The 21,675-nt window shown below is 65.7% G+C and carries 18 protein-coding genes; 7 read left to right on the top strand and 11 right to left on the bottom strand.

Going from position 1 to position 21,675, the window contains the following annotated elements:
* The first annotated feature begins 100 nt into the window (after nucleotides 1–100).
* From BKG60_RS16705 to BKG60_RS16685, 5 genes are all read left to right on the top strand, one after another.
* Nucleotides 101–1,483, top strand: a complete 1,383-nt coding sequence (locus BKG60_RS16705) for a sigma 54-interacting transcriptional regulator (RefSeq protein WP_070189283.1) — start codon at nucleotides 101–103, stop codon at nucleotides 1,481–1,483.
* Nucleotides 1,476–3,485 carry a vWA domain-containing protein gene (locus BKG60_RS16700; RefSeq protein WP_070944864.1) on the top strand — a complete coding sequence of 670 codons (2,010 nt, stop codon included), beginning with the start codon at nucleotides 1,476–1,478 and terminating at the stop codon, nucleotides 3,483–3,485. The genes BKG60_RS16705 and BKG60_RS16700 overlap by 8 nt, the downstream gene beginning before the upstream one ends.
* A 99-nt stretch (nucleotides 3,486–3,584) precedes the next feature.
* Nucleotides 3,585–4,232, top strand: a complete 648-nt coding sequence (locus tag BKG60_RS16695) for a hypothetical protein (RefSeq protein ID WP_070944865.1) — start codon at nucleotides 3,585–3,587, stop codon at nucleotides 4,230–4,232.
* Between the two features lie 74 nt (nucleotides 4,233–4,306).
* The gene (locus tag BKG60_RS16690; protein ID WP_083339247.1) at nucleotides 4,307–5,560 is read left to right on the top strand and encodes a PE-PPE domain-containing protein; all 1,254 of its coding nucleotides are present in this window, start codon (nucleotides 4,307–4,309) and stop codon (nucleotides 5,558–5,560) included.
* A 713-nt stretch (nucleotides 5,561–6,273) separates the two neighbouring features.
* The gene (locus BKG60_RS16685) at nucleotides 6,274–6,702 is read left to right on the top strand and encodes a hypothetical protein (RefSeq protein WP_075909783.1); all 429 of its coding nucleotides are present in this window, start codon (nucleotides 6,274–6,276) and stop codon (nucleotides 6,700–6,702) included.
* Between the two features lie 91 nt (nucleotides 6,703–6,793).
* Here the strand turns inward: BKG60_RS16685 and BKG60_RS31720 are convergent, their stop codons facing one another.
* From BKG60_RS31720 to BKG60_RS16635, 11 genes are all read right to left on the bottom strand, one after another.
* The gene (locus tag BKG60_RS31720; protein ID WP_131823381.1) at nucleotides 6,794–7,291 is read right to left on the bottom strand and encodes a hypothetical protein; all 498 of its coding nucleotides are present in this window, start codon (nucleotides 7,289–7,291) and stop codon (nucleotides 6,794–6,796) included.
* Between the two features lie 43 nt (nucleotides 7,292–7,334).
* Nucleotides 7,335–7,916, bottom strand: coding sequence for a DUF1707 SHOCT-like domain-containing protein (locus tag BKG60_RS16680; protein ID WP_070189282.1), 582 nt, complete (start codon nucleotides 7,914–7,916; stop codon nucleotides 7,335–7,337).
* 97 nt (nucleotides 7,917–8,013) lie between these two features.
* On the bottom strand, nucleotides 8,014–8,775 hold the full coding sequence (locus tag BKG60_RS16675) for an SDR family oxidoreductase (protein ID WP_070944869.1): 762 nt from the start codon (nucleotides 8,773–8,775) through the stop codon (nucleotides 8,014–8,016).
* A gap of 40 nt (nucleotides 8,776–8,815) precedes the next feature.
* Nucleotides 8,816–10,870, bottom strand: coding sequence for an alpha/beta hydrolase family protein (locus BKG60_RS16670; protein WP_207549567.1), 2,055 nt, complete (start codon nucleotides 10,868–10,870; stop codon nucleotides 8,816–8,818).
* A gap of 400 nt (nucleotides 10,871–11,270) precedes the next feature.
* Nucleotides 11,271–11,714, bottom strand: a complete 444-nt coding sequence (locus BKG60_RS16665; RefSeq protein WP_070944871.1) for an ester cyclase — start codon at nucleotides 11,712–11,714, stop codon at nucleotides 11,271–11,273.
* Between the two features lie 348 nt (nucleotides 11,715–12,062).
* Nucleotides 12,063–12,830 carry an enoyl-CoA hydratase family protein gene (locus BKG60_RS16660; RefSeq protein WP_070944902.1) on the bottom strand — a complete coding sequence of 256 codons (768 nt, stop codon included), beginning with the start codon at nucleotides 12,828–12,830 and terminating at the stop codon, nucleotides 12,063–12,065.
* Between the two features lie 10 nt (nucleotides 12,831–12,840).
* Nucleotides 12,841–13,998, bottom strand: a complete 1,158-nt coding sequence (locus tag BKG60_RS16655; protein ID WP_070187081.1) for an acyl-CoA dehydrogenase family protein — start codon at nucleotides 13,996–13,998, stop codon at nucleotides 12,841–12,843.
* A complete protein-coding gene (locus BKG60_RS16650) occupies nucleotides 13,995–15,932 on the bottom strand; it encodes an ATP-binding protein (RefSeq protein ID WP_070944872.1) in 1,938 nt (645 codons plus the stop codon). The genes BKG60_RS16655 and BKG60_RS16650 overlap by 4 nt, the downstream gene beginning before the upstream one ends.
* Before the next feature lie 86 nt (nucleotides 15,933–16,018).
* Nucleotides 16,019–17,614, bottom strand: a complete 1,596-nt coding sequence (locus tag BKG60_RS16645; protein WP_070944873.1) for an acyl-CoA carboxylase subunit beta — start codon at nucleotides 17,612–17,614, stop codon at nucleotides 16,019–16,021.
* Nucleotides 17,611–18,759 carry an acyl-CoA dehydrogenase family protein gene (locus tag BKG60_RS16640; protein ID WP_070944874.1) on the bottom strand — a complete coding sequence of 383 codons (1,149 nt, stop codon included), beginning with the start codon at nucleotides 18,757–18,759 and terminating at the stop codon, nucleotides 17,611–17,613. The genes BKG60_RS16645 and BKG60_RS16640 overlap by 4 nt, the downstream gene beginning before the upstream one ends.
* On the bottom strand, nucleotides 18,756–20,453 hold the full coding sequence (locus BKG60_RS16635; RefSeq protein WP_070944875.1) for an acyclic terpene utilization AtuA family protein: 1,698 nt from the start codon (nucleotides 20,451–20,453) through the stop codon (nucleotides 18,756–18,758). The genes BKG60_RS16640 and BKG60_RS16635 overlap by 4 nt, the downstream gene beginning before the upstream one ends.
* 214 nt (nucleotides 20,454–20,667) lie before the next feature.
* Here BKG60_RS16635 and rpmF point away from each other — a divergent pair, with 214 nt between their 5' ends.
* Both rpmF and BKG60_RS16625 read left to right on the top strand, forming a co-directional pair.
* Entirely contained in the window at nucleotides 20,668–20,841 is a 174-nt protein-coding gene (rpmF, locus tag BKG60_RS16630; protein ID WP_003885704.1) for a 50S ribosomal protein L32, read from the top strand.
* Between the two features lie 146 nt (nucleotides 20,842–20,987).
* Complete coding sequence (locus BKG60_RS16625; RefSeq protein WP_043370307.1) at nucleotides 20,988–21,674, top strand: response regulator transcription factor; 687 nt, start codon at nucleotides 20,988–20,990, stop codon at nucleotides 21,672–21,674.
* The last annotated feature ends 1 nt before the right edge of the window (nucleotide 21,675 follow it).

Here is a 21,675-nt window from a genome sequence, read left to right as displayed (position 1 = left end):
CTCGGACAACGACTATGCCGGGGGAGTGGCTCGCGTGTGCCGGGTGCTAGTTCTGACGGGTGGCGGTGTGCGCGGGCCGGTTCAGTCGTAGCTTGGAGTGGTGAGCCAACCCAAGGATGTGCCCCGTACTGTCGGTGAGCTGCGTGCCTCCGGCCATCGTGAGCGGGGCGTCAAAGCCGAAATCCGGGAGAACCTGCTGGCCGCGCTCGCGGACCGTCGCGACGTGTGGCCGGGCATCCTGGGATTTGACGACACGGTGATCCCGCAGCTGGAGCGGGCGTTGATCGCCGGGCACGACGTGGTGCTGCTCGGTGAGCGCGGTCAGGGCAAGACGCGCCTGTTGCGTGCGTTGACCGGGCTGCTCGACGAGTGGACGCCGGTGATCGCCGGGTCCGAGTTGGGTGAGCACCCGTACAGCCCGATCACCCCGGAGTCGATCCGCCGGGCCGCCGATTCCGGTGAGGATCTGCCCATCGAGTGGCGGCACCGTAGTGAGCGGTACACCGAGAAGCTGGCCACCCCGGACACCAGCGTGGCCGACCTCGTCGGCGACATCGATCCGATCAAGGTGGCCGAGGGCCGCAGCCTCGGTGACCCGGAAACGATCGCCTACGGGCTGATCCCACGGGCGCACCGCGGCATCGTGGCTGTCAACGAGCTGCCTGATCTGGCCGAGCGGATCCAGGTGTCGATGCTCAACGTGATGGAGGAGCGCGACATTCAGGTCCGCGGTTACACGCTGCGGCTGCCGCTGGACGTACTGGTGGTGGCGAGCGCCAACCCAGAGGACTACACGAACCGCGGCCGGATCATCACCCCGCTCAAGGACCGGTTCGGCGCCGAGATCCGCACGCACTATCCGCTGGAGATCGACGACGAGGTGGGGGTGATCCGCCAGGAGGCCCAGTTGGCCGCCGAGGTTCCGGATTACCTGCTCGGTGTGTTGGCCCGATTCGCCCGCAATCTGCGTGAATCGAGTTCGATCGACCAGCGGTCGGGTGTGTCGGCCCGGTTCGCGATCGCCGCGGCCGAGACGGTGGCGGCCTCGGCACGGCACCGCTCGGCGATCCTGGGTGAGGATGACCCGGTGGCTCGCGTGGTTGACCTGGCCACCGTGATCGACGTGCTGCGCGGCAAATTGGAGTTCGAGACGGGCGAGGAAGGTCGGGAGCAGGCGGTGCTGGAGCACCTGCTGCGACGTGCCACCGCCGACACCGCGCAGCGGCTGCTGGGCGGCATCGACGTCGCCCCGCTGGTGGCCGCGGTCGAGGAAGGTTCGCCGGTGACGACGGGCGAGCGAGTGTCGGCCAAGGACGTCCTGGCCGCACTGCCGGATCTCGCCGTCGTCGACACGCTCGCGTCCCGGTTGGACGCGGTGTCGGTGGGTGAGCGTGCCGCGGCGATCGAATTGGCTTTGGAAGCGCTGTATCTGGCCAAGCGGGTGGACAAGGTGACCGGGGAGGGCGAGACGGTCTATGGCTGATCCCGGTCGGGGACACGGGCACACCTCGCGGTATTCGCGGTACACCGGAGGCCCCGACCCGCTGGCACCGCCGATCGATCTGCGCGACGCGCTCGAGCAGATCGGTCAGAGCGTCATGGAGGGCAGCTCACCGCGCCGTGCGCTGTCGGAGTTGATGCGTCGCGGCACCGAAGGCATGCGCGGCACCGACCGGCTGGCTGCCGAGGCCAACCGCAAGCGCCGGGAGTTGTTGCAGCGGCACAATCTCGACGGCACGCTGCAGGAGATCAAGAAGCTGCTCGACGAGGCCGTGCTGGCCGAACGCAAGGAGCTGGCCCGCGCCCTCGACGACGACGCGCGATTCGGCGAACTGCAGATGGAGGCACTCTCGCCGTCACCGGCCAAGGCGGTTCAGGAACTGGCCGACTACGACTGGCGCAGCCCCGAGGCGCGGCAGAAGTACGAGCAGATCAAGGATCTGCTGGGCCGGGAGATGTTGGATCAGCGTTTCGCCGGCATGAAGGAGGCGTTGGAGAACGCCACCGACGAGGACCGGCAGCGGGTCAACGACATGCTCGACGACCTCAACGACTTGCTGGACAAGCACGCGAACGGACAGGACTCGCAGCAAGATTTTCAGGACTTCATGGACAAACACGGCGAGTTCTTCCCGGAGGGCCCGCAGAACATCGACGAGCTGCTGGACTCCTTGGCCAAGCGGGCCGCCGCAGCGCAGCGGTTCCGCAACAGCCTGTCGGCCGAGCAGCGTGCCCAGTTGGATTCGTTGGCGCAGCAGGCTTTCGGTTCGCCGTCGTTGATGAATGCGCTGAACCGGCTCGACGACCACCTGCAGGCCGCACGCCCGGGTGAGGATTGGAGTGGTTCGGAGCAGTTCTCCGGTGGCGATCCGCTGGGTATGGGGGAGGGCGCCCAAGCTCTGTCCGACATCGGCGAGCTGGAGCAGCTCGCCGACGCGTTGTCGCAGAGCTATTCCGGGGCATCGATGGATGACGTCGACCTGGAAGCGCTGGCCCGCCAGCTCGGCGACGACGCCGCGATCGACGCCCGCACCCTGTCCGAGCTCGAAAAGGCCCTGGTGAACCAGGGTTTCATCGACCGTGGCTCCGACGGTCAATGGCGGCTGTCCCCTAAAGCGATGCGTCAGCTCGGCCAGACCGCGCTGCGTGATGTGGCACAACAGCTCTCGGGTCGTCACGGCGAGCGTGACACGCGTCGGGCCGGCGCGGCCGGGGAGCTGACCGGGGCGACCCGGCCCTGGCAATTCGGTGACACCGAGCCGTGGAACGTCACCCGCACGGTGACCAACGCGGTGCTGCGCCAGGCCGGGACCGGGGTTGCCGAGCGGCCGATCCGGTTCGCGGTCGAGGATGTGGAGGTTTCCGAGACCGAAACCCGCACCCAGGCGTGTGTCGCGTTGCTGGTGGACACGTCGTTTTCGATGGTGATGGAGAACCGCTGGCTGCCGATGAAGCGCACGGCGCTGGCGCTCAACCATCTGGTGAGCACGCGGTTCCGCTCAGATGAGTTGCAGATCATCGCCTTTGGCCGGTATGCGCGCACGGTGACCGCCGGCGAGCTGACCGGCCTGGAAGGCGTGTACGAGCAGGGCACCAATCTGCACCACGCGCTGGCATTGGCGACCCGGCATCTGCGTCGTCATCCCAATGCCCAGCCGGTCGTGCTCGTGGTGACCGACGGCGAGCCCACCGCCCATCTGGAGGGATACGGGCACGGGGCTGGGCCCAATTCGGCGACTCCGTCACCGGAAGTCTTTTTCGACTACCCGCCACACCCGCGCACCATCGCCCACACCGTGCGTGGTTTCGACGAGGTGGCCCGGCTCGGCGCGCAGGTGACGATCTTCCGGCTGGGCTCCGACCCCGGCCTCGCTCGCTTCATCGACCAGGTGGCCCGCCGGGTGCAGGGCCGAGTCGTGGTGCCTGATCTCGATGGCCTGGGTGCCGCGGTGGTCGGCGATTATCTGCGCTCGCGGCGCCGCTAGTTCGCGTCGAGTGCGACGCACACGTTGCTGGCAAACGCGGCGGAGCGACCCCTGCGTCGCATTAGCGCGCAAGGCGCGCTCGCGTAGTCTCTGTGAGCGATGAAGCGCGTTGTGAGTGTGGTGGTGTTGGCGGCCGGGCTGCTGCTCACCGGATGCACTCAGTTGACGGATGGCGCCGCGAAAGCCGGATTCGAGCCATCGGTGGGCTCGGAGGGCGCGTCCGCGTACAAAGCCCAGTCGTGCGAGCAGTTGCATTCGGATGCCTGGATCGAACTGCCCGGGACACCGGATGAGCCGAGGGTCCGCATCGCGCAGCCGGCGGGCTGGGTTCCGGTGCCCGAGTTGGCAAAGGGGCCAGTCAAATTGGTCCTGCGCAATGTGTCGCTCAGTGATGGCGTGACGAATCCGGCCCTGTCGGTGTCGACCGCGGATGCCACCGATGGCGACCGGCCGCCCCAGGATCTGCTGAACGAGACCGTCAAGGGATTCCAGGCTGCCGGCGCGCAGAACGTCACCCAGGTTCCCAGCGAGATCTGTGGATTCCCGGCGCTGCTGGTGAACTACACGGCCCTGACCCCCGACGGCGGCAGCACGGCATACGTGACGGCGGTGACGGTGATGGTGCCGCTCGGATCGAAGGTATGGAACGTGGTGGCGCTCGCGCAGAGCACCGCGCCCAACAACAGGACTTATATGGCCGATGCTCAGGTGATGCTGGCCGGGATGCGTATCGCCATGCCTCGCTAACCCCGCATTTGCTGACGTTGCCGGTTGCCGTCGGGTAGCTTCTGCTCATTCCAACTGGGCTGAGAGGCGGCGCCATGACACGACGCTGGGGTGGACGCGCTTTGCCGGCGACTCTTCTGGGCGGGACGGCGTTGGCGACGGTGGCAGCCCTCGGGGCGACGCAGCCGGTGACCGCGGTGCAACTGTCGGCGCTCATCATCGGTGCGAGCTCGACGAACCCCGGCGGCGACGGCGTCGCGGATTTCTACGGCGGGCTGTACCGACAGGGGCAGCAGGAGCCGGTGGTCGCGAACTTCTTTACCGGCCCGTCCGGGATTTATCAGGCCATCCGGGGCAACAGCGATGCCGACGACAATGTGGTGCTGTCCTCGGGCTGGGGCGCGGCCAATGCGAGCCTGCTGCTGACCTACGGCAAGCTGACCCACGATCCGGTGGTCACCGAGCCCACGCTGTATGTCCTGGACAACAACGTGGCCAGCCCGAACGGCGGATTCGGAACGAGGCTGCCGTTCTTCGCCCTGATCGGTGTCAATCCGATCCCAGCGCCGACGGACCCGGGCGTGCCGGTGGTCAACGTGGTTTACGAGTACGACATCAACTCCAACGTCCCGGCCTACTTGTGGAACGCGCCGGCGATGGCCAATTCGCTGATGGCGTACCTGGACCGTCGGCTGAATCAGGACAGCCTGGATTTCCCGATCGACGCGCAGGGCAATTTCCGTGATTGCGATGCCGTGTGCCACGAGACCCTGGATTCAGGTGGCACCGTCGTACGGCAGACGGCTGACGGCACGGTGCGCATCAGCAAGGTCGACGACACCACCTACGTCGGCTACGAGTCCGAGAACCTGCCGCTGGTCTCGCCGCTGCGGGCGTTCGGGGAGCCGGGCAACCTGCTGGCCGATGCGGCCACCCCCGCGCTGCGGGCCGTCGTCGATTACGGTTACCCCGACAACGACCCGCTGGCCAATCCGGAGCAGTACACCGCGGCCCGGCTGATGCCGACGCGTACGGAAACCGAACGCTTCGTCCATGACTTCACCGGCGGGGTCGAGGAGGGTGCGGACATCCTGCGCGACGGTGGCTCTGCGGCTGCGGCGCCGCGCCAGCCGGAGCGAGCGCGCGTCCAGGCGCCGCGCCCGTCGTTGCGCAAGAGCCTGGATTTCTCCGTGAAAACGCTTGCGCGTGATCGGGCTTCGGGTCCGCAACGGGCGGGCGGGCCTGTGGTCGACGGTGTGCGTTCATTCGTCAAGAAACTGCGCGGCACGGGCGCGACGACGTCGACGCATACACCGGACGCCGACGACGATTCGTCCGACAGCGACTGAGGGCGAGCTCAGCGGATTCCCAGAGCCAAAATTTGCTGGCGTGGTCTTTTGTCGAACCTTTTAGGATACGTGTTGTTCACCTTTGGTTAACGCGGCGTGACCTGTCCGAGTGCTGTTGGACCGTTTAATGGTTGCGATTGCAAGCAGTATTCTCGGTTTCATTTTTCGCAAACAATGGTTGGGTCAGGCTCGCGGAGTGGACCGGTGATGGCCGTCGCCGCGCGCAATCGCTGATCCGCGCCCGGGCGCCGGGGGATTTGTGGGCGGATCGTCCGCACAAGGGCGGCGAGGCAGCGATGCGCCACGCCGTTGTGAACTTGGATTATGTGTAGTTCCAATGTGGTTGGCCTGGGGTGCGGGCATGCCTCGGTGGGGTTGGGTTCACGTGTGCTGTAGCAAACAATCTGGCGATGGCTTCACGAGCTGTCGCCTCAGTGTCCCGCGCATTTGGGCTCAGGAAGCCGATGGCCAGCGACGTGTTGGGCGTAGCTGAAATTGGCCGACCTGGAGCAGTTCATTTGAATTGAGAAATTCATCCGAACGGCCTCGTTCAACTGCCTGCGCGAGGGCAGCAAAGTGGATAACGTCCTGCGTCGATAAAGGTTGCGGGAGGCGATAGCCGGACTTAGCATTCTCAGGAGTTTCTAAGTTGTACTCCGGTGCCGGCACGGGTCTTCGGAACCCGCTGACGCTCAGAAAAAGGGGCCACGCGTATGGCAGTTCGTCCGCTCGTCACCACTGGCGTCGCCCTCGTCAGCGCCGGCGCGATCGTTGCGGGGGCCCCGGCGTTGTTCGTTCCGCACAAAACGGTCGCCGTTGCCTCTCCGGCTGCGGTCGAAGCGCACAACACGTTGACGCAGCAGCAGATCCATCTGCTCGCGCTGTCGCTGCAAGGTGCGTGGCAGTCGTTTACTCAGGGTTATGGCGGCCTTTGGTTCCCGGGCCAAAGCCCCAAACCTGCCGCGGGATTCGACGATGGCATGGGAGACCTTGTCGACGCGAACGGCACGCCGCTCTACAACGCAGATGGGACCCGTGCCACGACTGCCGATCTCGAGCCTGGCGCCCAGTACTACAACCTGCAGGGGGCGCCCGTCTACGAGCTCGACGAGCTCACAGGTAGCGAAATTCAGCGAGCATAGCTGAGGATTTTCGACGAGCGCGATCAGCTTACGACAGCCCGTTCGGCGAGGTGTACCACACCTGTGTGGTACACGAAGGTTACGCCAGCATCTATGGCTCGGTCTTGGGTTGCGCAGGCATATCGGGGCACTGTTCTCGGAGCGCGGCGGTGGCCTCGTAAGTCTTTACCGACGATTCGATAAATGCGCTGCCCTCGGCTGCCGAGGGAGCTAGCCGTGGATCTCGGTTCGCCGAGTCGCGTTGCACTTGAGATCCCAGCTCGGCGGCTTCTGCCCATTTGGTCAGCTCGTCTTTCAGACTCATAGTTGAGACGGATTGCGCCTCAGAGCGAATCTTACTTCCCATGATCGCCTCGCGTTGTGCTGCCGCGAGCAAAGCATCCCGGCCGCCAGGCCCCGTTGACAACTCGTTGTTTACCGATGATGTCATCGCCAGCCATTCGTGTCCGAGTCGTTCAACCACGGCGCATTCTTCGGCGGGCGGCGCGGCAGAAACGTCACGTTGCTGAAACGTCCAGACACCACCCGCTGTAGCGCCGGCAATCGCAACTACGGCAGCGACTGTCCACAGCCAACGGTTTCCTCGCACACGCATACTCTGCTCTAGGCCTTCGGGCCCGCGCGTATTTCTTTCAGTCGGTCTTCTTGCGGCGCTTCCTGCGTTTGACGCTGACGCTGCCCCAGAGCGAGAAACCGCGGATGTGCACACGCGGAGCCCCGGCCGTGCCGTCGCCGTCGACGCTCTGATCGAAGTTCCCCATCACGCCGACGCCGTCAACATCGACATTCACCTCGGGCGGCACCAGGATGGTCTGCCCGCCGAAGATCGAATAGGTGCGGACGTCGACATCGGGTGCGGTGAAATCGGCGTAGCGAAGGTCGACCACCCCGCCGCCGAAGAGTGCGAACGTCGTCAATTTCTTCGGCACGTTCCACCGACCGCGGCGCTCGAACCCGCTCATGATCGCCAGCAGCAGCGTCGAGGGAGCCGGGCGACAGTGGCCCGCCGAACAGTTCACCGCGCCGGGAAGGTCGCGGCTCAACCGCGCCAGATCGTCGTAGGTCTCGGCCGCGTAAGCCTTTGCTAGCCGGTCCTCGTACTCGGTCATCGGCAGCCGGCCCGCGGCGGCAGCATCAGTGAGCAGCTGCGCCACCTGGATACGGTCGGTGTCGGCAGCCCGCATCGACCTGCCCTGCGGCGCTGAAGTGCTCATCGATGTCGAGCCTACGACGATCGCTGCCACATGCAAGACCGATGGCCAAACTGTGTCGGCATGGTTGCGAGAATCGATGCTTCTCGGCGCAACCCGGCTATCCGCCGCTACCCAAATAGTCCTGGAACGATACGCCGTCGACCGCATTTTCCGGGGTTAGGTTGGCCCCTGACCTGTAACCGGCGACGATGCGTCCGGGGATCGTGAATCTGGCCACGCGCCGCACGCCGTTGTGTGCTGCGAGATACATCTTTCCCAATTCTGGGTGAGTGTGGACGCTGGGCCCGCCGATGTCAGGTACCCGTTTCGCCGGCTCTGAATCGATCAAATTGACCAGCCGCGTCGCCACGTCGCGCGTGTCGATCGGCTGGAATCGGGCGTCGCGCAGAGTCCACAAAACCGGTGAGAACCGTTGGATCGAGAACATCTTTTCGATTAGCTCGTGGAACTGCGTGGCACGCAGAATCGTATACCCGATGCCCGACGTTTCGAGCGACTGCTCGACGTGCAGCTTGGTCTTGTAATAAGGAAGCGGGATGTCATCGATCCCGACGATCGAGATGTAGATGAGGTGCCCGACGCCCTTGCGTCTCGCCGCCTCGATCAGGTTCCGGGCCGCCTTGATGTCCTTGCTGCCGGCGGCCTGGGTGGCGCAGTGGATGACGACGTCGACGCCGTCGAGCGGGGTATCCAGAGAGTCAGGCTTGAGCAAGTCGGCCTGGTGCCAGTGCACGCCCGTGTAACCCACCCGGTCCCGACGGCTCAACGCCCTGACATGATGGCCGGCCTCGGTCGCCTCAGGAACTACATGATGGCCGAGAGTGCCGGTCGCCCCGGTGACGAGCACTGTGCGTGGCATATTGGCCACGCTACCGACGCGTCACCGAGGCTGTCAGCGTTTACGCCGCTGCTTTGGACTTCTCTTTCTTCTCGGTCTTGGCCTTCTTGGCCTTCTTGGTCTGCGCCGGCTTCGCCTTCTTCGCATCCTTCTTCAGACCGCTGGTGGCGTCTTTGACCTTCTTCCCCGCATCGTCGCCGGCGCCCTTGATGTCCTTCCCTGCGTCATCGACCGCACCGCGCACCTTGGCGACGGTCTCCTTGACCGACTTCTTGATGGGGTCGCTCGCGTCGGCGGCGTGGCGGGCCTTGGTCCGCGCCTTCGCCTTGGTCTGCAGCGAGTTCTTGTCCACACCAAGACCTTTGAGGACATCCTTGACGGGCGTAGCCTTCACGTCGGCGTCTTCGTCTTCAGTTGCGGTGGCGGCGCTGTCGGGTGCCTCGAGGCTTACTGTCTTCATCAGGCTGTTGTCTGACGGGACCACGGTGATGGCCTGCTTGGTTGATTGCTTGTTGGCCGTGGACCCGTTGACCTTCAACATGCCGTCGATGGCGGATTCCATCTGAGCGTTGATGTCATCGAGCGCGTGCGTGACGGGAGCCAGACCCTTCTCGACCGCGTCGAACATGGGATCGGTGGCATTCTTCTGGATCGCGTCGATAGCGTCGTTCAGCGCCTTGGACACCGCCATCGACACCGCATTCTGCACGATCGGCTTGAAGTCAGCGCCAGGAAGTTCCGGCGTCCAGGCCTCCGGGTTGAGCGCATTGTCCTGGATGCCGTCGACCAGCGCGTTGAAGACCGTCTGAACGGCTTCCAGCTGCTGTGTCGGAGTGAGCGGGGAGTGCCACAGGTAGGCCTGCTCACCGGCTTCGTTGAATGTGCGCTCCAGGTCCGCGGGGTTCACGTCCTGATAGCCCATGTTCACCATCTTCCGCAGCGCGTCCTCGACGCTGTCGGTCAGCGGAGTCGGGATGTCAACGCCCGGAACGAGGTTCAGCAGGTGCGGAGCCATCCGGAACGGTTCGAGCAACGGGAGATTGCCTGAGTCATAGGTGATGTACGTGGCGTTGCCGGGGAAGTCGAGAATCTGGATGCCGAGGCTTTCGAGCAAGTTGCCGAGGCCTGGAATGAGCGAAGTCCCCTGGCCGCCGGTGGGGTCGACCATTACCTTCACCCCGTCGGCGATGCCGGCGATCAACTTCGGCAGGACATGGTCGCCGATGTTGTTGTCCTCGTCGGGAAGCAGGTAGGTCAGGAAAACCCCGGCAGCCGCGGCGTTGGCCCATGCCAGCGGATTGAGTGTGGTGGGTGCATCCGACAGTGGGTTATAGGCCCAGGTGATGTCGAGGATCGAGGTGTTGAGGACCTTGGTCTTGTCAGGGTTGGTGTAGCTGCCTGCGTCGGGCGTTGTGAGGTTCAGGCCGAAGAGGTTTGTGAAAGGTGTTGCCAGTGCGAATAACCCCCCGCCGGGGCGGCTGACGTTGTTGACGAAGATCAACCACTGACCGGTGACTCCCACGCCCCAATTCGGGTCGTCCGACTGCACCGCGTTGATCATGTCCTGGTACGCCAGCGACGTGGTGAGTCCACCCAGGCTCTCGGACAGGATGACCGCGCGGCGCTGATTCAGGATGGGTGCGTTGCCGACAAGCCAGTCGATGATCTTGTCCATCACGGACCCGTCGCGAACGCCGAGCAGCTGAGCCAGGGCGTCAGTGGTGTAAGTCAGCCCGTTCACCGCGTCGTACACATCGCTGGGCATCGGGCCCTTGACGCCGGCTTCGATCGGCGAGATGGCATCGAGCAGGTTGAGCAGCCCAATGACGGTGTCGGCCAACGCAGTATTGCCGGTCAAACCTCCGGCCGCTTTGATCACGTTCTCGGGCGTGATCCCTAGCGCCTGTGCGGTCCAAAAGACTGGGCCAACACCGTAGATCCCGACGATGTCGGGGATCTTGCCGATGTCAGGGTTCGCCGCCGCCGTCAGCTCGACCTCCGCTTGCACACTTCGGTTGTGTGCGGCGAGTGCCTCCGGTGCGGAGGACGCGACGCCTGCGGTCAACGCTGCCGTAGTAGCAATGACCGCTGCCGTGGTGGCAGCGGTCTTGGCCATTGACAGACGGGGAGGAGTGGGCTGTGACATCAAGCGCGCCGCCTTCGATATGTGATCTGGCCGACAAAGTGCTTGCATACTGTAGCAACAAGTATTTGCGGAATAGCAAATTTGCCCAGAATGCGATCTTGTGCGCAACGGCCAAGGTCATGTGCCATGGAACCGGTCGTCGCTCGAGGGGCATGGCCTGCACGGCATTGTCATTCGCCGCGGTCGCCGTCGGGGCGCGGTGGCGGCACGATGCGCGTGGGCGGGCCGTTTTGGTTGCAGGCGTTGCCGGCGCGCAGCCAACTGCCGCGGGCGTGCGGGGCGCCGCGCGGATCGAGTGGTGAGGTGACTCTATGGGATGGCCAGTCGCGGGTTCAGGGCCGCGGCCGACCCTGAACCCGCCTGACAGGTCCTAGGCGGGCGCTTTCTGTTGGGCTCCCGCCGGGATCAGGCCGAGTTGCTGCAACATGCCCAGGGTGTCCCAGGTGACCCAGCTTTCGGCGATCTTGCCGTCTTCGATCCGATCGATATCGGTCAGGTTGATCCGGCTGTGCTTGCCGGTGGCCGGCTGGCCCATGATCTCGCCGGTGTTGTCGCCTTGCGCTTCGATCATCGTGCACACGTGGTCGCCCTCGGCGAGTTGCATCTTGATGTCAAATCTCATGTTGGAGAACGATTTCCGATACATCTCCATCAGGCTTTTCATGTGTTCGGGGCCCCGCTGGTCGCCGAATGGATCCTGGGTGTCGTGGAAGGCGGCGCCCGGAGCGACGAGATCGTCCAGCTCGCTGAGGTCGCCGGAGGCAAATACCTCCCAGATCCGTCGGGAAATCGCCTTGTTCTGATCGTCGGCCATGGTTCCGGCCTTTCATGGGGATACACCGCACGGCAGAGGACGTCCGCACAAGAAACGGTAGAACTGCGACGAACTCCGTGACAGGGGCGCCAGGACGTTTGCTGTCGCAGGCAACTACCGTCAACTCCGCCGACACTGGCTGACCTGCTGCAAGCGGCTCGTTGCCAGCAGTCGGTGGCGCGGATTCGCCTCGTGAATAGGGAGGTTGGGCAGGGTGCGGATCGGTCTACTTGCCTGGGCAACAAGGCGACTGGCGTAGGCCCGAGTCGCCGGGCAAAAGTTAACTGAGCCCGCGACTGTCACGCTGGAGTGGCGCTCGGCCCCGAGTGCCACTCCAGCGTGACAAAGTCAGCTCACCCAGCTCGGCGGACGCTTCTGCAGGAAGGCCATCATGCCCTCGCGGGCCTCGTCGGAGACGAACAGTTGAGCTGATTGCCGGGTCAAATCCTCGGCGTCCCGATCGAACCCACGCAGGATCGCTGCCGTTGTCAGCGCCTTCGACGTCGCCAGCCCCTGCGGTGACCCCTTCGCGATCTCACCCGCCACCGCGGCCACCGTCGCCTCGACGTCATCAGCGGACTGCGTGATCAACCCGATCTCGGCCGCCTCGGCGGCGCCGAACTTCTCACCGGTGACGAAGTAGCGTCCCGCCGCCCGGGGCGACAACTTCGGCAACAGCGTCAGCGAAATGATCGACGGCGCAACGCCGATACGTGCCTCGGTCAGCGCGAACGTGCTCTGCGGACCTGCGACGACGAGATCGCACGCGCCGACGAGCCCCATCCCGCCGGCCCGCACATGCCCGTCGATCGCACCGATCACCGGAACCGGCAGTTCCAAGATCGCCCGCAGCAGCTTGGTCATCTCCCGGGCCCGGCCGACAGCGATCTCCCCGGGATCCTGTCCGGCGGCCTCGCTGAGATCGGCTCCGGCGCAGAATGTTCCACCGTTGTGCCCGAGCACCACCACCCGGACACCGGGCTCTGCGGCGGCGTCAGAGAAGCCCTGGAGCAATTGCTCGACCAGTGCCGTGGACAGTGCGTTGCGATTGTGCGGGGAGTCCAGCGTCAACCGGGCGACGGCCCCGTCGACGTTGTGGTGAACCAAAGACGTCATCATCGGCCCGTCAGTATGAGCGAGGCAGGCCGAGTGACGTCTGGGCGACGAAGTTCAGGATCATCTCCCGGCTCACCGGGGCGATGCGGGCCAGCCGCGACGCCGTGACGGCTGCGGCGATGCCGTATTCCTTGGTCAGGCCGTTGCCGCCGAGAGACTGGACGGCCTGATCCACCGCACGCACCGAGGCCTCGCCTGCGGCGTACTTGGCCATGTTGGCCGCTTCCGCAGCGCCGAAGTCATCGCCGGCGTCGTACAGAGTGGCGGCCTTCTGCATCATCAGCTTGGCCAGTTCGACCTCGATGTGGATCTGTGCCAGTGGGTGCGACAGGCCCTGATGTGAGCCGATCGGAACCTTCCAGACCTGGCGGGTCTTCAGATAGTCGGTCGCCTTCGCGATGGCCAGCCGGCCGGTGCCGACCGCCATGGCCGAACCCATGATCCGCTCGGGGTTCAGGCCCGCGAACAGTTGGGCGATCGCCGCGTCCTCCGAACCGACCAGCGCATCGGCCGGCAGTCGCACGTCGTCGAAGAACACCTGGAACTGGCTCTCCGGACTGATGATCTCCATGTCGATCGCGGTCCAGCTCAGGCCCGGGGTATCCGTCGGAATGACGAACAGTGCGGGCTTGAGATTGCCGGTCTTGTGGTCCTCAGTGCGGCCGACGACGAGCACGGCCTGGGCCTGGTCGATGCCGGAGATGAACGTCTTCTGGCCCTTGAGGATCCAATCGCTGCCGTCGCGACGGGCGGTGGTGGTGATCCGGTGGCTGTTGGAACCCGCGTCAGGCTCGGTGATCGCGAAGGCCATGGTGATCGACCCGTCGGCGATGCCGGGGATCCAGCGCTTCTTCTGTTCCTCGGTGCCGAACTTGGAGATGATCGTGCCGTTGATGGCGGGGGAGACCACCATCATCAGCAGCGCCGAACCGCCGGCCGCCATCTCCTCCATCACCAGGGACAGTTCGTACATGCCGGCCCCGCCGCCGCCATACTCCTCGGGCAGGTTCACCCCGATGAAGCCAAGTTTGCCTGCCTCATTCCACAATTCGGTGGTGTGCTCACCGGCGCGGGCCTTCTCCAGGTAATAGTCCTGCCCGTAGTTGGCGACCATCGCAGCCACCGCCTGGCGCAGGGCCTTCTGTTCCTCGGTTTCGATGAAGCTCATGCCTGTTCTCCTTCAGGGTTCTCTACTCGGGCAAGGATGGCGCCGACCTCGACCTGCTGGCCGGCGGCGACATTGAGTTCGGCCAGAACCCCGTCTTCGGGTGCGGCGATGGTGTGTTCCATTTTCATGGCTTCCAGCCAGATGAGTGGCTGCCCGGCGGTGACGGTTTCGCCGACCGCGGCACCGACCCGCACCACCGAACCGGGCATCGGTGCCAGCAGTGAGCCGTGCGCGACCGCGTCGTCCGGATCGGGGAAGCGGGGCAGCGCGGTGAGCTGGACGGGGCCGAGCGGAGAGTCGACGAACACCTGATCGCCATAGGTCGCCACATCGAACGTGCGATCAACCCCGTTCACGGACAGCACCACCCGATCCGGTGTCGCCGACAGGAGCGAAACGCCGTCGTCGTCGGGCAGGTCCACCCCTGTGCGGGTGAACCGGTAGCGCACCGGAACTTCGTCGCCCGCGGCATCGCGGTAGGTCCGCGACTGATAGCCCGAGGCCAGATTGCGCCAGCCGCTCGGCGCGGCACCGAAAACGCGTGCGGTGCTGCGGTTGTGCGCGGCGTCGGCCAGGGCAGCGGCGAGCGCCGATAGTGTCACCACACCAACGTCGGCCAGGGGGGCGGCCAGAGTATCGAGGCCGTGCGTGTCGAAGAACGCCGTGTCGGTGGCCCCGTCCAGGAACGCCGGATGCCGCAGCACATTCACCAGCAGATCGCGGTTGGTCCGCAGCCCGTGAATCCGGGTGCGGGCCAACGCATCGGCCAGCACAGTGGCTGCCTGGCGGCGGGTCGGGGCGTACGAGATGACCTTGGCCAACATGGGGTCGTAGAAGATCGACACCACCGAGCCGTCCACGATGCCGGTGTCGACGCGCACCTGCCCGGGGACGTCGAACCGATGCACGGTGCCGGCCTGCGGCTGCCAGCCTTTGGCCGGATCCTCGGCGTACAGCCGGACCTCGATCGACGAGCCGCGGGAGGCCGGGGGCTCGGCGTCGAGGCGTCCACCGTCGGCGGCCAGGATCTGCAGCTCGACGAGGTCGAGCCCGGTGGTGGCCTCGGTGACCGGATGTTCGACCTGCAGGCGGGTGTTCATCTCCAGGAAGAAGAAATCGCCCTGCTCGTCCGCCATGAACTCGACCGTGCCCGCACCGGCGTAGCCGATCGCCTCGGCGGCCAACCGGGCGGCGTCGAACAACTTCTCGCGCATTCCAGGAGTGCGCTCGACGAGAGGTGACGGTGCTTCCTCGATGACCTTCTGATGGCGACGCTGGATTGAGCACTCGCGCTCACCGACCGCCCACACTGTGCCGTGCTGATCGGCCAGCACCTGCACCTCGACGTGATGGCCGGCCGCCAGGTAGCGCTCGCAGAACACGGTCGGATCACCGAATGCCGACTGCGCCTCACGCTGGGCCGCGGCCACTTCGCTTGCCAGGTCCGACAGTTCGCGCACTACACGCATACCACGGCCACCGCCGCCTGCCGAGGCCTTCACCAGGACCGGAAGCTGATCAGCCGTCACGGTCGCGGGGTCGAGCTCGGTCAGCACCGGAACCCCGGCCGCGGCCATCATCTTCTTGGCCTCGATCTTGGAGCCCATGGCCTGCACGGCGTTGACCGGAGGACCGATCCAGCTCAGCCCGGCCTCGATCACGGCGGCCGCGAAATCCGGGTTCTCGGACAGGAAGCCATAGCCGGGGTGGATGGCGTCGGCACCGGAAGCCTTGGCCGCGGCGATGATCTGGGCGGAATCGAGGTAGCCGTTGTTGCCCTCCAGGCGTACCCGGGCGTCGGCCTCGGCGACGTGCGGGGAGCCGGCGTCAGGGTCGGTGTACACCGCGACGGTGCCGATACCCAGACGGCGGCAGGTCTCGAACACCCGGCGGGCGATCTCGCCGCGGTTGGCGACCAGAACTCTCGTAATCATTGTCACCGAACCTGAGCTTGTGGTCGAAGAATCGTCGAAATCTCGCACATAAGCTCAGTTTCGACGTGCAAGGTAGGCATAAGCGCTCACATCCTGAAGACGCCGAAGTTCGACGTCCCCTCGATCGGTCCATTCGCAATGGCGGACAAGCACATTCCCAGCACGGTGCGGGTGTCGCGGGGATCGATCACCCCGTCGTCGTAGAGCCGGCCGGACAGGAACATCGGCAGCGACTCGGCCTCGATCTGTGCCTCGACCGCAGCACGCAAAGCGGCATCAGCGGCCTCGTCGACCTGCTGGCCGCGCGCCTCGGCGGCGGCGCGGCTGACGATCGAGAGCACCCCGGCCAGTTGCGTGCCGCCCATCACGGCGGACTTGGCACTGGGCCAGGCGAACAGGAACCGGGGATCGAACGCGCGCCCGCACATGCCGTAGTACCCGGCGCCGTACGAGGCGCCCATCAGCAGTGAGATGTGCGGCACCGTCGAATTGGACACGGCGTTGATCATCATCGAGCCGTGCTTGATCATCCCGCCTTCCTCGTACGCCTTGCCGACCATGTAGCCGGTGGTGTTGTGCAGGAACAACAATGGCGTGTTGGAGCGGTTCGCCAGCTGGATGAACTGGGTGGCCTTCTGGGATTCCTCGCTGAACAGCACTCCGCGGGCATTGGCCAGGATGCCGACCGGGTACCCCCACAGCGTGGCCCACCCGGTCACCAGCGATGAGCCGTACGCCGGCTTGAACTCGTCGAAATCCGAGCCGTCCACAATGCGGGCGATGACATCTCGCGGGTCGAACGGGATCCGCAGATCGGTCGGCACGACGCCGACGAGCTCCTCGGGATCGAACAGCGGCTCGACCACCGGCGCGGGCACCGGCCCCTTCTTGTGCCAGTTCAGCCGGGCCACGATGCGCCGGCCGATCCGGATGGCGTCGAGTTCGTCGTTGGCGAGGTAGTCCCCGAGACCCGAAGTGCGGGCGTGCATCTCGGCCCCGCCGAGCGCCTCGTCGTCCGACTCCTCACCGGTGGCCATCTTGACCAGCGGCGGCCCGGCCAGGAACACCTTGGAGCGTTCCTTGATCATCACCACGTGATCGGACATGCCGGGGATGTAGGCACCGCCTGCGGTGGAGTTACCGAATACCAGCGCGATGGTCGGAATACCCGCAGCCGAGAGTTTGGTCAGGTCGCGGAACATTGCCCCGCCCGGGATGAAGATCTCCTTCTGCGTCGGCAGGTCCGCGCCGCCCGACTCGACCATCGAGATCACCGGCAACCGGTTCTCGCGCGCAATCTGATTGGCGCGCAATATCTTCTTCAGCGTCCACGGGTTGCTGGTCCCGCCTTTGACGGTGGGATCGTTGGCCACGATCAAGCACTCGACGCCTTCGACCACGCCGATGCCGGTGACCAGGCTGGCGCCCACGACGAAGTCGCTGCCCCAGGCCGCCAAGGGGCTCAGCTCCAGGAACGGCGAGTCGGGGTCCAGTAGCAGCTCCACCCGCTCTCGCGCGGTGAGCTTGCCGCGGCCGTGGTGGCGGTCCACGTACTTGGGCCCGCCGCCGGCCAGGGCCTTGGCATGCTCGGCCTCGAGTTCGGCCAGCTTGGTGGCCATCGCCTCGGCGGCCTCGGTGAACCCATCGGAGCGGGGATCGATCGTCGATTTCAGGGTGGTCATGACTGGAACCCCAATGTCTTTGCGGCCAACGAGGTCAGGATCTCGGTGGTGCCGCCGCCGATGCCCAGGATGCGCATGTCACGGTACTGGCGCTCGACCTCCGACTCGGCCATGTAGCCCATCCCGCCGAACAGCTGGACCGCCTGGTTGGCCACCCACTCACCGGTCTCCACGGCGGTGTTCTTGGCGAAACACACCTCGGTGATCAAATTGGTCTCACCGGCCAGCTGCCGCTCGACCACGTGACGCGTGTACACCCGGGCCACGTCGATCCGGCGGGCCATCTCAGCCAGCGTGTTCTGCACCGACTGGCGGGAAACCAGTGGCTTGCCGAACGTTTCGCGGTTGCGGCACCACTCGACGGTCAGATCCAGGCAGCGCTGCGCGCTGGCGTAGGCCTGTACGGCCAGGCCCACTCGTTCGGATACGAACGCGGCGGCGATCTGGAAGAAGCCCGAGTTCTCGGCGCCGATCAGGTTGGTCACCGGGACCCGGACGTCGGTGTAGGACAGCTCGGCGGTATCGCTTGAGCGCCAACCCATCTTGTCGAGCTTGCGGCTGACCTCAAATCCGGGCGTGCCTTTGTCCACCACGATCAGGGAGACGCCTGCCGCTCCCGGTCCGCCGGTGCGTGACGCCGTGACGACATAGTCCGCGCGCACACCGGAGGTGATGTAGGTCTTGGCGCCGTTGAGGATGTAGTCGTCCCCATCACGGGTGGCCTTCGTGGTCAGGTGCCCGACGTCGGAGCCACCGCCCGGTTCGGTGATGGCCAGCGACCCGATCTTCTCGCCGCGCAGCGTGGGCTTGACGTACGCCTCGATCAGGCGCTCATCGCCCGAGGCGATCATGTGCGGCACCGCGATGCCGCAGGTGAACAGCGAGGCGAACACGCCGCCGGGCGCACCCGCGTAATGCATTTCCTCGCAGATGATCACCGCGTCGGCCCCGTCGCCGCCGCCACCTCCGGCGGACTCGGGGAAGTTGGCGCCGAGCAGCCCGGCCTCGCCGGCCTTGCGGTGCAGTTCGCGCGGCAGTTCGCCGGTGCGCTCCCACTCGGCGGCGTGGGGCAGCACCTCACGCTCGGCGAAACTGCGCACGGTCTTGCGCAATGCCTCACGCTCGGGCGAAGTCCAGATGCTCACTTGATGAGTTCCTCCGGGATATCGAGATGACGGCTGCGCAACCATTCGCCCAGCCCCTTGGCCTGCGGATCGAACCGGGCTTGATAGGCCACGCCCTGGCCGAGAATGCCTTCGATCACAAAGTTCACGGCCCGAAGATTCGGCAGCAGGTGCCGGGTGACCGGCAGATCGGCTGTCTCGGGCAGTAATTCACGCAGCTTGTCGACGGTCAGGGTGTGGGCCAGCCAGCGCCACTGCTCGTCAGTGCGTACCCACACGCCGACATTGGCCGATCCGCCTTTGTCGCCGCTGCGGGCGCCGGCGATGGTGCCGAGCGGGGCGCGGCGAGTGGCGCCAGTCGGAAGTGCCGCGGGCAGTTCAGGATCGGAAACCGGTGTCAGCGGCTGTGTTTCGGTCGCCGGTGCGATACCAATCCGGGTGCCGTCGGCATGCACGGCGATGTGCGGCACCTCGGTGGCGTCGACGTAGCCGGGTACGAACACGCCGTAGATCTGGCCGTCGCCCGGCGGGGCGGTGGTGGTGAAGCCGGGATAGCTCGCCAGCGCGAGTTCCACGCCTGCCGCCGAGAACTGACGTCCGACCACGTTGGGATCGGGGTCGCGGACCACCCAATGCAGCAGCGCGCTCGCGGCCTCCTCGGTATCGGCGTCGGGATGGTCCGTGCGGGCCAGCGTCCACTCCAGTTCAGCCGGGCGGACTTTGATGCCGGCTTCCAGCTGACTGCGGATCAGCGCCGCCTTGGCCTCGATGTCCAGGCCGGTCAGCACGAACGTGGCGGCGTTGCGGAATCCGCCGATGCTGTTGCACGACACCTTGAGCGTGGGCGGCGGGGCCTCGCCGGTCACCCCGGAGATGCGGACCCGGTCGGGACCCTCCTGGCTCAACTGCAGCGAATCCACCCGCAGCGTCACGTCGGGATTGGCGTAGCGGGCGCCGGTGATCTCGTAGAGCAGCTGCGCGGTCACCGTGCCGACGCTGACCTGCCCGCCGGTACCGGGGTGTTTGGTGATCACCGACGAGCCGTCGGCGGCGATCTCGGCGATGGGGAACCCGGGACGCGCGAGATCGGCGATCTCGCCGAAGAAGGAGTAATTGCCGCCGGTGGCCTGGGTGCCGCACTCGATCACGTGACCGGCGGCCACGGCCCCGGCGAGCGCGTCGTAGTCGGTGGTCTTCCAGCCGAAGTGCGCGGCCGCGGGCCCGACGATCACCGACGCATCGGTCACGCGGCCGGTCACGACGACGTCGGCGCCGGAATCGAGGCAGTCGACGATGCCCCACGCGCCCAGGTAGGCGTTGGCGGCCAGGGGTGTGCCGAGCCCGAGTTCGGAAGCGCGCCCCACCAGGTCGTCGCCCTCGACGTGGGCGACTTTGACGTCGAGGCCCAGCCGCTCGGCCAGAGCCCGGACCGCGGCGGCCAGCCCAGCCGGGTTCAGCCCACCGGCGTTGGCCACGATCTTCACGCCGTTCTCCAGCGCCAGGCCGAGGGACCCTTCCAACTGGGTCAGGAAGGTTTTGGCGTAGCCGCGGTCGGGGTTCTTGGCCCGGTCGCGGGCCAGGATCAGCATGGTGAGTTCGGCGAGGTAGTCGCCGGTCAGATAGTCCAGCTCACCACCGGTGAGCATGTCGTGCATCGCGGAGAGCCGGTCGCCGTAGAACCCCGAACAGTTGCCGATCCGTACTACTGGTGGCACACGTACTCCCGTCAACGCCGTAAGGGACCCAACCAACCGGTAGGTTAACGGGTACCGCCGGTCCCACGTCAAGGGGTGCTCCCCGTGCTCGGCGCAGAAATCACCCACGTTTTGGAGCCGACGCAGGTCAACCGCTAGTCTGTACCTAATCGTCGCCCGCGGTGAGCTGATTTCGATACGCGCGGCAACAACCCAGAGCAAGGAGATGCACGTCATGGCTGTGCCCAAGCGCAGAATGTCGCGCGCGAACACCCGTAGCCGGCGCGCGCAGTGGAAGGCTGAGGCCACCGGCCTCGTCGGCGTCAATGTCGCCGGTCAGCAGCACAAGGTGCCGCGCCGTCTGCTCAAGGCCGCTCGTCTCGGCCTTGTCGACCTCGACAAGCGCTAGAACCCGCAGACACTTTACAAAAAGCGCTACCACTCGGTGGTAGCGCTTTTTGTCGTGCTCAGGGTTGGTCCAGGCTGGAAAAACGCTCGGCGAATTTGCGGCGCGCCTCTCAGCCCACTCTCAGACAGCGGGTTGAAACTGTGCCTGTGCGCATTCTTGTCGTTGACGACGATCGCGCTGTGCGCGAATCCCTGCGCCGGTCGCTTTCTTTCAATGGTTACTCGGTCGAGCTCGCCCAGGATGGGGTCGAAGCGCTCGAAGCGATTGCCAATGACCGGCCTGACGCTGTGGTTCTGGACGTGATGATGCCGCGACTGGATGGCTTGGAGGTCTGCCGGCAGCTTCGCAGCACAGGTGACGATCTGCCGATCCTGGTGTTGACGGCCCGCGACTCGGTCTCCGAGCGGGTCGCCGGTCTGGATGCCGGTGCAGACGATTACCTGCCCAAGCCGTTCGCGCTCGAAGAACTTCTGGCCCGGATGCGCGCGTTGTTGCGGCGGACCGTCAGCGACGACGGCGCCGACTCGCAGAAGATGTCGTTCACGGACCTGACGCTTGATCCGGTGACCCGTGAGGTGACCCGCGGCCAACGCCAGATCAGCCTCACCCGCACCGAGTTCTCGCTGCTGGAAATGCTGATCGCCAATCCGCGGCGGGTGCTCACCCGTAGCCGCATCCTCGAAGAGGTGTGGGGGTTCGACTTCCCGACCTCCGGCAACGCCCTCGAGGTGTACATCGGTTACCTGCGACGCAAGACCGAGGCCGACGGCGAGCCGCGGCTGATCCATACCGTGCGCGGCGTCGGTTACGTGCTGCGCGAAACACCCCCCTGAC

The sequence above is a fragment of the Mycobacterium syngnathidarum genome, assembly GCF_001942625.1.
In the GTDB taxonomy this organism is placed as follows: domain Bacteria; phylum Actinomycetota; class Actinomycetes; order Mycobacteriales; family Mycobacteriaceae; genus Mycobacterium; species Mycobacterium syngnathidarum.
Note: the sequence above shows the minus strand (reverse complement) of the source record. Positions and strands in the feature narration are given on the sequence as shown.

Coding starts and splice junctions, on each gene's coding strand:
- BKG60_RS16700 (WP_070944864.1), top strand. CDS start 1,476: ATGGCTGATCCCGGTCGGGGACACGGGCACACCTCGCGGTATTCGCGG.
- BKG60_RS16695 (WP_070944865.1), top strand. CDS start 3,585: ATGAAGCGCGTTGTGAGTGTGGTGGTGTTGGCGGCCGGGCTGCTGCTC.
- BKG60_RS16690 (WP_083339247.1), top strand. CDS start 4,307: ATGACACGACGCTGGGGTGGACGCGCTTTGCCGGCGACTCTTCTGGGC.
- BKG60_RS16685 (WP_075909783.1), top strand. CDS start 6,274: ATGGCAGTTCGTCCGCTCGTCACCACTGGCGTCGCCCTCGTCAGCGCC.
- BKG60_RS16680 (WP_070189282.1), bottom strand. CDS start 7,916: ATGAGCACTTCAGCGCCGCAGGGCAGGTCGATGCGGGCTGCCGACACC.
- BKG60_RS16675 (WP_070944869.1), bottom strand. CDS start 8,775: ATGCCACGCACAGTGCTCGTCACCGGGGCGACCGGCACTCTCGGCCAT.
- BKG60_RS16670 (WP_207549567.1), bottom strand. CDS start 10,870: ATGGCCAAGACCGCTGCCACCACGGCAGCGGTCATTGCTACTACGGCA.
- BKG60_RS16665 (WP_070944871.1), bottom strand. CDS start 11,714: ATGGCCGACGATCAGAACAAGGCGATTTCCCGACGGATCTGGGAGGTA.
- BKG60_RS16660 (WP_070944902.1), bottom strand. CDS start 12,830: ATGACGTCTTTGGTTCACCACAACGTCGACGGGGCCGTCGCCCGGTTG.
- BKG60_RS16655 (WP_070187081.1), bottom strand. CDS start 13,998: ATGAGCTTCATCGAAACCGAGGAACAGAAGGCCCTGCGCCAGGCGGTG.
- BKG60_RS16650 (WP_070944872.1), bottom strand. CDS start 15,932: ATGATTACGAGAGTTCTGGTCGCCAACCGCGGCGAGATCGCCCGCCGG.
- BKG60_RS16645 (WP_070944873.1), bottom strand. CDS start 17,614: ATGACCACCCTGAAATCGACGATCGATCCCCGCTCCGATGGGTTCACC.
- rpmF (WP_003885704.1), top strand. CDS start 20,668: ATGGCTGTGCCCAAGCGCAGAATGTCGCGCGCGAACACCCGTAGCCGG.